Here is a 13,699-nt window from a genome sequence, read left to right on the forward strand (position 1 = left end):
GCACCAGGTCGCAGGCGGGAGGCAGGGTTTGCACAGGGACCAGGGTAGGCACCAGCACGCACCGTCGCCGCCGGTAGGCTCACCAGGTGCGTATCGCAAGGTTCACCACCGGTGACGAGCCCCAGTACGGCGTGATCACGGGGGACGTCGACGACCTCGGCATCCCCGACGAGGACGCGAAGATCGTCGCCCTCGCGGGTGACCCGTTGTACGTCGGCCTCCAGCTGACCGACACCGAGCTCGACCTGGCGGCGGTGCGGCTGCTCGCGCCGGTGATCCCGCGCAGCAAGGTCGTCGGGATCGGCAAGAACTACGCCGCCCACGCCGCGGAGATGGGCGGTGACGTCCCGTCCGAGCCGCTGATGTTCCTCAAGCCGAACACCTCGGTGGTCGGGCCCGGCGACCCGGTGTTCTACCCCCGGCAGTCCTCCGAGGTGCACTACGAGGGCGAGCTGGCGGTCGTGATCGGCCGGATCTGCCGCGACGTGGCGCCCGAGCGGGTCGCCGAGGTGATCTTCGGCTACACCGTCGCCAACGACGTGACCGCGCGCGACCTGCAGCGCGGCGACGTCCAGTTCACCCGGGCCAAGGGCTTCGACTCGTTCTGCCCGCTGGGCCCGTGGATCGAGACCGACCTCGACACCTCCGACCTCAAGGTCACCACGCACCTCAACGGCGACCTCGTCCAGGACGGGTCCACCAAGGACATGGTCTTCGACGTCGCCGCGCTGGTCTCCTACGTCTCCTCGGTGATGACGCTGCTGCCCGGCGACGTGATCCTCACCGGCACCCCCGACGGTGTCGGGCCCATGAACGTCGGCGACGAGGTCGAGGTCACCGTCTCCGGCATCGGCTCCCTGACCAGCAAGGTGGTTTCTCGTGACTGACCCGGTGTTGGGCGACCTCGCCCCCGAAGCGGTGCGCGTGCGCTTCCCCCGTCCCCGACCGGCTTCCTGCACGTCGGCAACGCCCGCTCGGCGCTGTTCAACTGGGCGTTCGCCCGGCACTTCGGCGGCACCCTGGTGCTGCGGATCGAGGACACCGACCTCGCCCGCAACACCGAGGAGGGCTACCGCTCCGTGCTGGACTCGCTGCGCTGGCTGGGCATCGACTGGGACGAGGGACCCGAGGTCGGCGGACCGGTCGGGCCCTACAAGCAGTCCGAGCGCTTCGACCTCTACCGCGACATCGCCACCCGGCTGCACGAGGCCGGCTCGGCCTACGACTGCTTCTGCACCCCCGAGGAGGTCGAGGCACGCCGCAAGGCGTCCGGCTCCAAGGTGCAGGGGTACGACGGCTTCTGCCGCGACCTCACGCCCGAGCAGCGCGCCGCCTTCGAGGCCGACGGCCGCTCGTCCGTGCTCCGGCTGCGCATGCCCTCCGGCCCGATCACCTTCGACGACCTGGTCCGCGGCGAGGTCACCTTCCAGCCCGAGCACGTGCCGGACTTCGCCCTGGTGCGCGCCAACGGCGACCCGCTCTACACCCTGGTCAACCCGGCCGACGACGCGCTGATGGGGATCACCCACGTGCTGCGCGGCGAGGACCTGCTCTCCAGCACCCCCCGCCAGATCGCGCTCTACCAGGCGCTCGAGGCGATCGGCATCGGCACCGGGGCCCCCCGCTTCGGGCACCTGCCGATCGTGATGGGCGAGGGCAACAAGCGGCTGTCCAAGCGGGACCGGGGATCGGGCCTGCTCGACTACGTCGAGGGCGGCTACCTCCCCGAGGGCGTGCTCAACTACCTGGCGCTGCTCGGCTGGGGGATCGCGGCCGACCGGGACGTCTTCACGATGACCGAGATGGCCGAGGTCTTCGACATCCGCCGGGTCAACCCCAACCCGGCCCGCTTCGACCTCAAGAAGCTCGACGCGATCAACGCCGCGCACATGCGGCTGCTGTCGGTCGAGGAGATGACGGCCCGCCTGACGCCGTACCTCCAGCGCGGGGGTGTGCTGTCCGACCCGGTGACGCCCGAGCAGGCCGACCTGCTCGCCCGGGCGATGCCGCTGGTGCACGAGCGGATGAACAACCTCACCGAGGGCGTCGCGATGCTCGGGTTCCTGTTCGTCGACGAGGCGTCCTTCGCCCGCGACCCGGCCGACGAGGAGAAGCTGCTCGACGAGACCGGCCGCGGGGTGGTCAAGGCCGCCCACGACGCGCTGGCCGGCCTGGGCACCTGGGACACCGCCTCGATCGAGGAGGCCCTGCGGGCCGCCCTCGTCGAGGGCCTCGGCCTGAAGCCGAAGAACGCGTTCGGACCGGTCCGGGTTGCGATCACCGGCCGGCGGGTATCACCTCCGCTGTTCGAGTCGCTGGAACTTCTCGGGCGGGACCGTTCGTTGGCCCGGTTGGCGGACGCGCAGCAGTCCTAGCAGTTCTCGGCGTCCGGAGGAACGGGTGGAGCAGATGACGGTGCAGCAACCCCAGCAGCCGCAGCGGTACCCGTCCTTCCCGCACGCCCAGCCGACGCCGTACCACGCGATGCTGCGCACCTGGACCTACGCGCCGTGGAAGCCGATCGTGGGCATGCTGCTGGCGGGGTTCGCCTTCGTGGTGGGTGCGGCGCTGGTGTTCTTCGCGGTGATCGCGGTGGCCGACGCGTTCAAGCCCGGCAGCTACGTCGACAACGTGATGGCCTCCTCGACGCTGGAGAAGGTCGGGCCGGCCGAGCTGCTCGGGCTCAACCTGGGCATCGCCTCGCTCACCCTGGTGACCTGGTTCCTGATGCGGGTGCTGCACGGCATGCGCCCCCGGTGGCTGGCCTCCGTGGTGCCGAGGATGCGGTGGCGGTTCTTCGCCCTCTGCCTCGGCTTCGCGGTGGTCGCGGTGGTCGCGCAGGTCGTCGTCGGCGCGCTGCTCCCGTCGAGCGCGGGGGAGATCAGCGGGTCGCTCACCGCGGTGACGCGCAGCACGGTGATCAGCGGCGTCGTCATCTTGCTGACCACCCCGCTGCAGGCCATCGGCGAGGAGTACCTCTTCCGCGGCTACCTGCTGCAGGCGGTCGGCTCGCTGTTCGGCAGCCGCTGGATCGCGATCGTCGCGACGGCCACGATGTTCGCGCTCGCGCACGGCGCCCAGAACTTCCCGCTGTTCTTCGACCGGTTCGCGTTCGGGCTGATCGCCGGCTGGCTGGTCACGGCCACCGGGGGCCTCGAGGCGGGCATCGCGCTGCACATCGTGAACAACTTCTTCGCCCTCGGCCTGGCCCTCGCCTTCGGTGACATCAGCGAGACGCTGAACACCTCCTCGGCGAGCTGGTGGAACATCGTGCTCACCGTGACGCAGTCCGTGGTGTACGCCGGTCTGGTCTACGCCGCGGCCCGCCGGATGCGTCTCCAGACGCACACCGCACCCCCGTCGTGGGAACCCGGAGCGGCCCCGTCGGCGGACCTGGCGACCGCGTGACGTGAGCGTTCTCACGCCGTGCCGGGCGGGCGTTCGCCCGTTTTGGTGGGGGAGTCGCCGACGTGTATTCTCATCCGGGCTTCGCAAGGAGCGCACATCCCATGGGGTATGGGGTAATTGGCAGCCCGACTGGTTCTGGTCCAGTTAGTCTAGGTTCGAGTCCTAGTACCCCAGCTAGCACCACCAGCAGCACCCAGCATCACCCGATTGGACTGTGATCTCCGGCCTTGGCTAGAGTCGCGGTCGCCTCGCCCCCGTTGTGTAGTGGCCTAGCACGCCGCCCTCTCAAGGCGGTAGCGCCGGTTCGAATCCGGTCGGGGGTACCCAGGCGAAGAGGGTCGGTCCCCACCAGGGACCGGCCCTCTTCCGCGTTCCAGGGCCCCGCACGGTCGTGTCCGAATCCCGCTAGCACCCGGGCGGTCGGTGCGGCAGGATCGTGGTCATGGACATCGAGGACACCGAGGCCTGCTACCGGGCGGTGAAGAGCCGGGACCGGCGCTTCGACGGGGTCTTCTACACCGGGGTCACCTCGACCGGCATCTACTGCCGGCCCTCCTGCCCGGCGATCACGCCGGCCCGCCGCAACGTGACCTTCCACCGCACCGCCGCCGCCGCGCAGGCCGCCGGCTTCCAGGCCTGCAAGCGCTGCCTGCCGGACGCGACGCCCGGCTCCCCGGACTGGGACGTCGCGGCCGACGCGGCCGGCCGGGCGATGCGGCTGATCGCCGACGGCGTGGTCGAGCGCGACGGAGTCGACGGCCTCGCCGCCCGGGTCGGCTACACCCCGCGGCACCTGCAGCGGCTGCTCGCCGCCGAGCTCGGGGCGGGCCCGCTCGCCCTGGCCCGGGCCCGCCGCGCGCAGAACGCCCGGATCCTGATCGAGACCACGGCGATGCCGTTCGCCGACGTCGCCTTCGCGGCCGGCTTCGCGAGCATCCGGCAGTTCAACGACACCGTGCGCGAGGTGTACGCCAGCACGCCCACCGAGCTGCGGGGACGCTCCCGTCGGGCCGTGACGACCCCGGGCCGCATCGACCTGCGGCTGCCGGTGCGGGTGCCGTACGCCGGGGGAGAGGTGCTGCGGTTCCTGGCCGCGCACCTGGTGCCGGGCGTCGAGCAGTGCGGCCCGGACTGGTACGCCCGCACGCTGACGCTGCCGCACGGCGACGGCCACGTGCGGCTGGTGTTCCCGCCCGACGACCCGCACGCCGGGGCGGCCGCGACGACCTTCGTGCGCTGCGAGCTGACCGTGCACGACCTGCGCGACGTGGGGGCTGCCGTGGAGCGCTGCCGCCGCCTGCTGGACGCGGACTGCGACCCGATCGCGGTCGACGACGGGCTCTCCGACGACCCGCGGATGGCCGCGCTCGTCCGGCAGCGGCCGGGGCTGCGGGTGCCGGGGAGCGTCGACGGCGACGAGATCGCGATCCGGGCCGTGATCGGCCAGCAGATCTCGCTGGCCGGGGCGATCTCGCTCGGCGGCAAGCTGGTCGCGCGCTACGGCGCGGACAGCGCCGCCGGGTCGACGTGCGGCGGGCCCGGACGGCTGTTCCCCACCGCCGGGGCGCTGGCCGCGGCGGACCCCGGGGAGCTGCCGATGCCGCGGGCGCGGGGACGGGCCCTGGTCGGCCTGTGCCGGGCGCTGGCCGACGGCGAGGTGCCCCTGGACCGCAGCGCCGACCGCGCCGAGGTGCGGGCCCGGCTGCTCGCCCTGCCCGGGATCGGGCCCTGGACCGCCGACTACGTCGCGCTGCGCGCGCTCGGCGACCCCGACGTCTTCCTGCCCACCGACATCGGCGTGCGCCGCGCGCTGACCGACCGGGGCGACGACCCCACGCTGGCCGCCCGGGCCGCGGAGAGATGGCGCCCCTGGCGCTCCTACGGGCTGATGCACCTGTGGTCGACCCTCGACCTCAGGCCGGCCCGCAGCACCACCCCCGACACCGTGAAGGAGAACTGACATGTGGACCTCGGTCGAGTCGCCCGTCGGGCCGCTGCGGGTGATCGCGCACCGCGACGCCGTGACGGCCATCGAGTTCGAAGGACCGCGCCAGACCGGGCTGTCCGCCCGCTCGTCGGTCGGCCTGGCGGCCGCCCGCTCGCTCGGGCAGCCGGTGGGGGACCGCGACGACGCGGACCCCCTGCTCGCGGAGGTGCGCCGCCAGCTCGACGCCTACTTCGCCAAGGAGCTCAAGGTGTTCGACCTGCCGGTGCGGCCGCAGGGCACGCCCTTCCAGCTCACCGTGTGGGACCAGCTGAAGACGATCGCGTGGGGACGGACCGCGACGTACGGCGAGATCGCCGGCCGGCTCGGGATGACCGGGCACGGGTCGCGGGCGGTCGGGATGGCCAACGGTCGCAACCCGATCCCGATCGTGATCCCGTGCCACCGCGTGGTGGGCGCCGACGGCACGCTGACCGGCTATGCCGGCGGCGTCGAGCGCAAGCAGGCGCTGCTCGACCTGGAGACCGACGCGCTGTTCTGAGTGCTGCGGCTACTCGGCGGCCCGGCGCAGCGACTCCGACAGCCGCTCGGCGGCCGCGAGCACCGCGGGGGCGTGCATCCGGCCGGGCTGCCGGGAGAGTCGCTCGAGCGGTCCGGAGACCGACACCGCGGCGATGATCTTGCCCGAGGGGGAGCGGATCGGTGCGGACACCGAGGCCACTCCCTGCTCGCGCTCGCCCACGGACTGCGCCCACCCGCGGCGCCGGATGCCGGCCAGCGCGGTGGCGGAGAAGGCCGCGTTCTGCAGGCCGCGGTGCATCCGCTCGGGGTCCTCCCAGGCGAGCAGGATCTGGGCCGCGGAGCCGGCCCGCATGGTCAGCTGTGAGCCGACCGGGATCGTGTCGCGCAGGCCGGAGGGACGCTCGGCGGCGGCGACGCAGACGCGGTAGTCGCCCTGGCGGCGCCACATCTGCGCGGACTCGCCGGTGATGTCCCGCAGCCGGGCGAGCACCGGGCCGGCGGCGGCGAGCAGGCGGTCCTCGCCGGCGGCCGCGGAGAGCTCGGCCAGCCGGGGTCCGAGCACGAACCGGCCCTGCATGTCCCGGGCGACCAGACGGTGGTGCTCGAGGGCGACCGCGAGGCGGTGCGCGGTGGGCCGGGCCAGCCCGGTGCCGGCGACCAGGCCGGCGAGCGTGGCCGGTCCGGCCTCGAGCGCGGAGAGAACGAGAGCGGCTTTGTCGAGGACGCCGACTCCGCTAGAGTTGTCCATACTCTGATAATGCCGTCTCACAATATGGATTGCAAGTCGAGTCGGGCAACCGCGCAGGTCCAGTCTGGGACCGAGCCGCAGGGCCGGCAACACGTCATCACACGTCGTCGAACACGAAGCCGAGGAGAGGTCATGGGCAGGACCCTTGCCGAGAAAGTCTGGGACGAGCACGTCGTCCGGAGCGCGCCGGGGGAGCCCGACCTTCTCTACATCGACCTCCACCTGATCCACGAGGTCACCTCCCCGCAGGCCTTCGACGGGCTGCGGCTGGCCGGTCGTCCGGTCCGTCGCCCCGACCTGACCCTGGCCACCGAGGACCACAACGTGCCCACGGTCGACTGGGACAAGCCGATCGCCGACCCCGTCTCGCGCACCCAGGTCGACACGCTGCGCCGCAACGCCGAGGAGTTCGGCGTGCGGCTGCACTCGCTGGGCGACGTGGAGCAGGGCATCGTGCACATCATCGGCCCGCAACTGGGCCTCACCCAGCCCGGCATGACGATCGTCTGCGGCGACTCGCACACCTCGACGCACGGCGCCTTCGGCTCCATCGCCTTCGGCATCGGCACCAGCGAGGTCGAGCACGTGCTGGCCACCCAGACGCTGATGCAGGCCCGGCCGAAGACGATGGCCGTCACCGTCAACGGCTCGCTGCCCGAGGGCGTCACGGCCAAGGACCTGGTGCTCACGCTGATCGCGCACACCGGCACCGGCGGCGGCCAGGGCTACATCGTGGAGTACCGCGGACCCGCCATCGAGGAGCTCTCGATGGAGGCCCGGATGACGATCTGCAACATGTCCATCGAGTGGGGCGCCAAGGCCGGCCTGATCGGCCCCGACCAGACCACGTTCGACTACGTGCACGGTCGTCCCGAGGCACCGAAGGGCGAGGACTGGGACGCCGCCGTCGAGCACTGGCGCTCGCTGGTCACCGACGACGACGCGACCTTCGACCGGGAGATCGTGCTCGACGCCTCGGAGATGACCCCGTTCGTCACGTGGGGCACCAACCCCGGCCAGGGCGTGCAGCTCGGCGCCAGCGTGCCGAGCCCCGCGGACTTCGAGGACGAGGGCGACCAGGTCGCCGCCGAGAAGGCCTTGGAGTACATGGGTCTGGTGGCCGGCACCCCGATGCGCGAGGTGAAGGTCGACACGGTGTTCGTCGGCTCGTGCACCAACGGCCGCATCGAGGACCTGCGCGCCGCCGCCGAGGTGATCAAGGGACGGCACGTCGCGAAGGACACCCGCCTGCTCGTCGTGCCCGGCTCGTTCCGGGTCCGGCTGCAGGCCGAGGACGAGGGCCTCGACGTGGTCTTCAAGGAGGCCGGCGGCGAGTGGCGCGGAGCCGGCTGCTCGATGTGCCTGGGCATGAACCCCGACCAGCTCGAGCCCGGTGAGCGCAGTGCCTCCACGTCGAACCGCAACTTCGAGGGACGGCAGGGCAAGGGCGGTCGCACGCACCTGGTCTCGCCGCTGGTGGCCGCCGCGACCGCGGTGACCGGGACGCTCGCCTCGCCCTCCGACCTGCCCCCGCTCGCCTGACCACGAAGGACTGACGTCATGGAGAAGTTCACCCGGCACGCCGGCACCGGCCTGCCGCTGCGGCGCAGCAACGTCGACACCGACCAGATCATCCCGGCGGTCTACCTCAAGCGGGTCACCCGCACCGGCTTCGAGGACGGGCTGTTCGCGGCCTGGCGCAGGGACCCGGAGTTCGTCATCAACCGCCCGGAGCACGACGGGGCGAGCGTGCTCGTCGCCGGACCGGACTTCGGCACCGGCTCGTCGCGCGAGCACGCCGTGTGGGCGTTGATGGACTACGGCTTCAAGGCCGTGATCTCCAGCCGGTTCGCCGACATCTTCCGCGGCAACTCCGGCAAGGCCGGCCTCGTCGCGGCCCAGGTGACCCAGGACGTCGTCGAGCAGCTGTGGAAGCTGATCGAGACCGAGCCGAGCACCGAGATCGTCGTGGACCTGCAGGAGCGGAGCATCCAGGCGGGTGCCCTGACGGCGCCCTTCGAGATCGACGACTACACCCGCTGGCGGCTGCTCGAGGGCCTCGACGACGTCGGTATCACGCTGTCGCACGCCGACGACATCGCGACGTACGAGTCGACCCGACCGTCCTGGAAGCCCGTCACTCTCTAGGTTTAAGGCCTCTGGGCGCGCCTTCTTGCAGAGTTTTCCCAAAGATGCAAGGGAAAACCGCGTGTAGAGATTGTGAGGACGGCGACTTTTCCCTAGCGTTCCAAGCAGTAGTCGGGCATTTGCCCGACCCTGGACAGGTTCACGGAAGGGAAGCTTGTGAACAAGAGTCAGTTGATCGACACCCTCGCTGCGCGCTTCGAGGGCAACCGCAAGCAGGCTGCTCACGCACTCGAGTCGGTTCTCGACACCATCACCCGCGAGGTCGCGAAGGGCGAGAAGGTCGCCATCACGGGCTTCGGCTCCTTCGAGAAGCGGGTCCGTGACGCGCGCTGGGTCCGCAACCCGCGGACCGGCGAGCGCATCAAGGCCAAGAAGACCGCCATCCCGAAGTTCAGTGCGGGTGCGGACCTGAAGGCCGTCGTCTCAGGTGCGAAGAAGCTCCCCAAGCTGACCGTCGCTGCGGCCACCACCGGCGCGAAGGCCGCGACCAGCACCGCCAAGAAGGCGGCCCCGGCCACCAAGGCCGCTGCGAAGAAGGCGCCCGCGACCAGGACGGCGGCGAAGAAGGCGCCGGCGACCAAGGCCGCCGCGAAGAAGGCTCCCGCCACCAAGGTCGCGGCCAAGAAGGCACCCGCCACCAAGACGGCGACCAAGGCCCCGGCCAAGAAGACCGCCACCAAGACGGTCGCAAAGAAGGCGCCCGCCACCAAGGCCCCGGCCAAGAAGACCGCCACCAAGACGGTCGCGAAGAAGGCGCCCGCCACCAAGACGGCTGCCAAGGCCCCGGCCCGCAAGACCGCCACCAAGTCGGTCGCCACGAAGACGACGGCCACCAGGGCGCCGGCCAAGAAGACCGCCACCAAGACGGTCGCCAAGAAGGCCCCGGCGAAGAAGACCACCGCCAAGAAGGCTCCCGCCAAGAAGACCGCGGCGAAGAAGGCCTGACCGCTCCACCCGATCGACGAAGGGTCTGCCCGTGGGGCAGGCCCTTCGTCGTGTCCGGGGGACCTGCGTGACTCAGTGCAGGGTGAGGATCTGCAGGCCGACGACCTGCAGCGACCCGGCGGTGCCGGTGGTCTCGAGCCGCACCCGCTGGCCGGGGCGCAGCAGCCGCAGCCGGCTGCCGTCCAGCGCGGAGGCGGGGAAGGCGAGCTCGACGCCGTCGTCGAGCAGCACCCGTCCGTCGTGCGTGTCCGCGTCGTAGGCGGAGACCGTGCCCTGCATGGCCCCGACCCTAGAGTCCGAGCACCGTGGTGACCAGCGACGTGCTCCGGCCGACGCCGAGCCGCAGCGCCTCGACCAGGTCGTCGCGGTCGTCCACGTCCCGTCGCAGCGTGGGTACGTCGACCCCGTCGACCTCGTGCGCCCCCGCGTCGAGGTGGCGCTGCCGCGACGCGGGACCGAACGCCGGGTGGAACAGGGCGAGGCTCGGCGCCACCACGGCCGTCGTACCGATGCCGTCGGCGTCCGCGACGAAGGCCATCGCGTCCGCCGGGGTGGCGGCCAGTGCGTGGGCGAGCTCCTCGGGACGCAGCGCGGGCAGGTCGGCGCACAGCGCGACGAGCCGCAGGTCGGGGCGCCGTCGGTGCATCTCGGCCGCGGCCAGGGCCAGCGTGCCGTTCAGGTCGTCGCTGGTGCCGTCGGGGATCACGTCGACCCCGAGGTCGGCCAGGCCGCGCGCGAGCACGTGGTCGTCGGTGACCACCAGGACCCGGTCGACGAGCGGGCAGGCCGCCGCGGCGGTCACCGTGTCGACCGCGAACGCGGTCGCCAGGTCGCGGCGCGCGTCGTCGCCGAGGTCGCGCAGCCTCGACTTGGCGAAGGCAGGGGGCTTGACCGGCACGAGGACGGCGAAGCGGACGGTCGGGGCGGAAGGCATCGGGGCAATCGTGCCAGGTGGCGGCGCCGCCGGCCGCGGGCGTCCGCTGCTCGACGCTCCCGATGCGGCATGCTGTGCGCGGGTACCCTCACCGCACACCGTCGGTGACGACAGGACAGCAGGGGAGGACGACGTGCCGAAGCCGCGCAGGCTCCAGCAGAAGCGGGGCTGGGCGTTCGCCATCTGCATCGCCATCGTCGAGCCGCTGCTGCTGCTGTTCACCAAGCGGCGCTGGTCCGGCGGCGAGCACCTCCCGGCCACCGGTGGCTGCGTCGTGGTGAGCAACCACGTCTCCCACGTCGACCCGTTCACGTTCGCGCACTTCGTCTACGACCACGGCCGGCTCCCGCGGTTCCTCGCGAAGGCCGCCGTGTTCGACGTGCCCCTGGGAGGACGGCTGGTCCGCGGTGCCGGCCAGATCCCGGTCTACCGGCTCAGCGCCGACGCGTCCCTCGCTTTCCGGGCCGCGGTCGAGGCGGTGGAGAAGGGGGAGTGCGTGGTGGTCTACCCCGAGGGCACGATCACCCGGCAGTCGGACATGTGGCCGATGACCGGACGGACCGGTGCCGCCCGGATCGCCCTGACGGCAGGGGTCCCGGTGATCCCCGTCGCCCAGTGGGGACCGAACCACATCCTGGCGCCCTACGCGAAGCGGCCCCGGCTGCTGCCCCGCAAGACCATCTACGTCGCGGCCGGCGCCCCGGTCGACCTCGACGACCTCCGGTCCAAGCCGCTCTCGCCGGACGTGCTCCGCGAGGCCACCGACCGGATCATGGACGAGGTGACCCGGCTGCTCGAGGGCATCCGCGGCGGGCAGGCACCCGCGGTGCGGTTCGACCCGCGCGCGGTAGGCGTACGCGAGATCGGCAACCCGCACGAGAAGAAGTCCCGGAACAGGAGACGTGCATGAGCAAGGTGGCAGTGTTCGGAGCCGGGTCGTGGGGCACCGCGTTCTCGGTGGTCCTCGCGGACGCCGGCAGCGACGTGACGTTGTGGGCCCGCCGCGAGGAGCTCTGCGCGACGATCAACGACAAGCGCGAGAACAGTGACTACCTCCCGGGCATCGAGCTGCCCGACGCGGTCAACGCGACCCACGACCCGGAGCGTGCGCTGCACGGTGCGGAGGCGGTGTTCTTCGTGGTGCCGTCGCAGACCTTCCGCGCCAACCTCACCGAGTGGGTCGACATCATCCCGAAGGACGCCCTGCTGGTGTCCCTGATGAAGGGGGTCGAGCTCGGCACCCTCAAGCGGATGAGCGAGGTGGTCACCGAGGTCGCCGGCGTGGACCCCGCACGCGTCGGCGTGGTCAGCGGCCCCAACCTGGCCAAGGAGATCGCCAGCCGCGAGCCGGCCGCCAGCGTGGTCGCCTGCACCGACGAGGAGAACGTCAAGCGGCTGCGGGCGATGTGCCACTCCGCGACGTTCCGGCCCTACTCCAGCACGGACGTGGTCGGCTGCGAGCTCGGCGGCGCCTACAAGAACGTGATCGCGCTGAGCGTCGGGATGGCCGTCGGGCTCGGGTTCGGCGACAACACCACCGCCTCGGTGATCACCCGCGGGCTGGCCGAGATCGCCCGGCTCGCCACGGTGTACGGCGCCGACCCGATGACGCTGATGGGGCTGGCCGGGCTCGGCGACCTGGTGGCGAGCTGCTCCTCGCCGCTGTCGCGCAACCGGACGTTCGGCGAGAAGCTCGGCCGTGGCATGACCACCGAGGAGATCACCTCCTCCACCCGGCAGGTCGCCGAGGGCGTGAAGACCGCGTCGTCCCTGCTGGCGCTGGCCGAGCGGGCCGACGTCTACGCGCCGATCGTCGAGGCGGTGCACGCCGTCGTCGAGGGCGAGATGACCGCCGCGGACATGCTCACCGAGCTGATCTCCAAGGAGACCAAGCACGAGCGCGACTGACGATCAGCCGGGGAGGGTGAGGTCGTCGAGGGCGGCGGCCAGGTCGTCCCAGAGGTCGTCGACGTCCTCGATGCCGACCGACATCCGCACCAGGCCCTCCGGGATGGTGGCCGGTTCGGTCTTCCAGCGGCGGCGTCGCTCGAAGGTCGACTCGACGCTGCCGAGGCTGGTCGCGTGCACCCACAGCCGGGTCTTGCGGGTCAGCAGGTCCGCGGCCAGCGCCCCGTCGGTGAGCACGACGGACACGATCGCGCCGAACCCCGGGTAGCGGACCTCGCCCACGGCCGGGTGCTCGCGCAGCCGCCGGACCAGCTCCTGGGCGTTGGCCTGCGCGCGCTCGAGCCGGACGTGCAGCGTGCGCAGCCCGCGCAGCGCCAGCCAGGTCTCGAAGGTCCCGGGCGTCGCGCCGATCATGTCGCGGCGCTTCTTCAGCACGTCGAAGAGCTGGACGTCGGAGGTCACCACGGCGCCGAGCAGCACGTCGCTGTGCCCGGCGATGAACTTGGTCGCCGAGTGCACGACGAGGTCGGCGTCCAGCGACAGCGGCTGCTGGAGCAGCGGGGTGGCGAAGGTGTTGTCCACCACCACGTAGGCGCCGGCGTCGTGCGCGGCGGCCACGATCGGCGGGATGTCGGCGATCTCGAGGGCCGGGTTGGTCGGCGACTCGAGCCACACCAGCGCGGCGTCGTCGCAGGCCTTCACCACCGCCTCGGTGTCGGTGATGTCGACCAGCTGCAGGCTGATCCGTCCGCGCGCCTCGAGGTCGGCCATCTGCATGACGCACCCGTTGTAGGCGTGCCGCGGGGCGACGACCTTGGCGCCGTTCCCGACCAGGTCGAGGATCGTGGCGACCGCCGCGAGGCCGGTGGAGAACGCCAGGCACCGGCCGCCCTCGAGGTCGCCGAGGGCCTGCTCGAAGGCCGACCAGGTCGGGTTGCCGTAGCGGCCGTACTCCACGTCGCCGCCGGCGACGTACGTCGAGGCCATCGTCAGCGGCTCGTTCAGGGGGTTGTCGGCGACGTGCGGCGGGCGGCCGGAGGTCACCGCGAGGGTGGCCGGACGGTACGACGGACGGGCTGCGGGATGCTCGGGGGACATGCCAGCAGCCTAGGCCGGGACGCCCGGTCCGGACCGGTAGGGT

At 71.9% G+C, this 13,699-nt stretch carries 14 protein-coding genes and 2 tRNA genes; 12 read left to right on the forward strand and 4 right to left on the reverse strand.

Annotation, left to right across the window (positions count from 1 at the left end):
* The first annotated feature begins 86 nt into the window (after positions 1-86).
* The 7 genes from KRR39_RS04185 to KRR39_RS04215 all read left to right on the forward strand — a co-directional run bounded on the left by KRR39_RS04185 (position 87) and on the right by KRR39_RS04215 (position 5,894).
* Positions 87-887 (forward strand): fumarylacetoacetate hydrolase family protein, encoded by an 801-nt coding sequence (locus tag KRR39_RS04185; RefSeq protein ID WP_216940880.1) that lies wholly within the window; start codon positions 87-89, stop codon positions 885-887.
* A gap of 66 nt (positions 888-953) precedes the next feature.
* Positions 954-2,375, forward strand: a complete 1,422-nt coding sequence (gene gltX / locus KRR39_RS04190; protein ID WP_216942364.1) for a glutamate--tRNA ligase — start codon at positions 954-956, stop codon at positions 2,373-2,375.
* 34 nt (positions 2,376-2,409) lie between these two features.
* Positions 2,410-3,408: a CPBP family intramembrane glutamic endopeptidase gene (locus tag KRR39_RS04195; RefSeq protein ID WP_254185504.1), complete on the forward strand. Its 999-nt coding sequence runs from the start codon at positions 2,410-2,412 to the stop codon at positions 3,406-3,408.
* A gap of 102 nt (positions 3,409-3,510) precedes the next feature.
* A tRNA-Gln gene (locus tag KRR39_RS04200) sits at positions 3,511-3,582 on the forward strand.
* 76 nt (positions 3,583-3,658) lie between these two features.
* A tRNA-Glu gene (locus KRR39_RS04205) sits at positions 3,659-3,731 on the forward strand.
* Between the two features lie 119 nt (positions 3,732-3,850).
* On the forward strand, positions 3,851-5,368 hold the full coding sequence (locus tag KRR39_RS04210) for a DNA-3-methyladenine glycosylase 2 family protein (RefSeq protein WP_216940881.1): 1,518 nt from the start codon (positions 3,851-3,853) through the stop codon (positions 5,366-5,368).
* A 1-nt stretch (position 5,369) separates the two neighbouring features.
* Positions 5,370-5,894, forward strand: a complete 525-nt coding sequence (locus KRR39_RS04215; protein ID WP_216940882.1) for a methylated-DNA--[protein]-cysteine S-methyltransferase — start codon at positions 5,370-5,372, stop codon at positions 5,892-5,894.
* A gap of 9 nt (positions 5,895-5,903) precedes the next feature.
* On the opposite strand, the gene KRR39_RS04220 is transcribed toward KRR39_RS04215, so the two are convergent.
* A complete protein-coding gene (locus KRR39_RS04220) occupies positions 5,904-6,623 on the reverse strand; it encodes an IclR family transcriptional regulator (protein WP_216940883.1) in 720 nt (239 codons plus the stop codon).
* A gap of 132 nt (positions 6,624-6,755) precedes the next feature.
* On the opposite strand from KRR39_RS04220, the gene leuC reads away from it, so the two are divergent.
* The 3 genes from leuC (at position 6,756) to KRR39_RS04235 (ending at position 9,716) form a co-directional block, all read left to right on the forward strand.
* Positions 6,756-8,165: a 3-isopropylmalate dehydratase large subunit gene (gene leuC / locus KRR39_RS04225; protein ID WP_216940884.1), complete on the forward strand. Its 1,410-nt coding sequence runs from the start codon at positions 6,756-6,758 to the stop codon at positions 8,163-8,165.
* An 18-nt stretch (positions 8,166-8,183) separates the two neighbouring features.
* Positions 8,184-8,771 (forward strand): 3-isopropylmalate dehydratase small subunit, encoded by a 588-nt coding sequence (leuD, locus tag KRR39_RS04230; RefSeq protein ID WP_216940885.1) that lies wholly within the window; start codon positions 8,184-8,186, stop codon positions 8,769-8,771.
* A gap of 156 nt (positions 8,772-8,927) precedes the next feature.
* Entirely contained in the window at positions 8,928-9,716 is a 789-nt protein-coding gene (locus tag KRR39_RS04235; RefSeq protein ID WP_216940886.1) for an HU family DNA-binding protein, read from the forward strand.
* A 72-nt stretch (positions 9,717-9,788) separates the two neighbouring features.
* On the opposite strand, the gene KRR39_RS04240 is transcribed toward KRR39_RS04235, so the two are convergent.
* Both KRR39_RS04240 and cofC read right to left on the reverse strand, forming a co-directional pair.
* A complete protein-coding gene (locus tag KRR39_RS04240; protein WP_216940887.1) occupies positions 9,789-9,995 on the reverse strand; it encodes a hypothetical protein in 207 nt (68 codons plus the stop codon).
* Positions 9,996-10,005: 10 nt separating this feature from the next.
* Positions 10,006-10,650, reverse strand: coding sequence for a 2-phospho-L-lactate guanylyltransferase (gene cofC, locus KRR39_RS04245; protein ID WP_216940888.1), 645 nt, complete (start codon positions 10,648-10,650; stop codon positions 10,006-10,008).
* Positions 10,651-10,783: 133 nt separating this feature from the next.
* Here cofC and KRR39_RS04250 point away from each other — a divergent pair, with 133 nt between their 5' ends.
* Positions 10,784-11,560, forward strand: coding sequence for a lysophospholipid acyltransferase family protein (locus KRR39_RS04250; RefSeq protein ID WP_216940889.1), 777 nt, complete (start codon positions 10,784-10,786; stop codon positions 11,558-11,560).
* On the forward strand, positions 11,557-12,558 hold the full coding sequence (locus tag KRR39_RS04255; protein ID WP_216940890.1) for an NAD(P)H-dependent glycerol-3-phosphate dehydrogenase: 1,002 nt from the start codon (positions 11,557-11,559) through the stop codon (positions 12,556-12,558). The genes KRR39_RS04250 and KRR39_RS04255 overlap by 4 nt, the downstream gene beginning before the upstream one ends.
* Before the next feature lie 3 nt (positions 12,559-12,561).
* On the opposite strand, the gene KRR39_RS04260 is transcribed toward KRR39_RS04255, so the two are convergent.
* The gene (locus KRR39_RS04260) at positions 12,562-13,656 is read right to left on the reverse strand and encodes a trans-sulfuration enzyme family protein (protein WP_216940891.1); all 1,095 of its coding nucleotides are present in this window, start codon (positions 13,654-13,656) and stop codon (positions 12,562-12,564) included.
* Between the last annotated feature and the right edge of the window lie 43 nt (positions 13,657-13,699).

This window comes from Nocardioides panacis, assembly GCF_019039255.1.
GTDB classification, from domain to species: Bacteria; Actinomycetota; Actinomycetes; order Propionibacteriales; family Nocardioidaceae; genus Nocardioides_B; species Nocardioides_B panacis.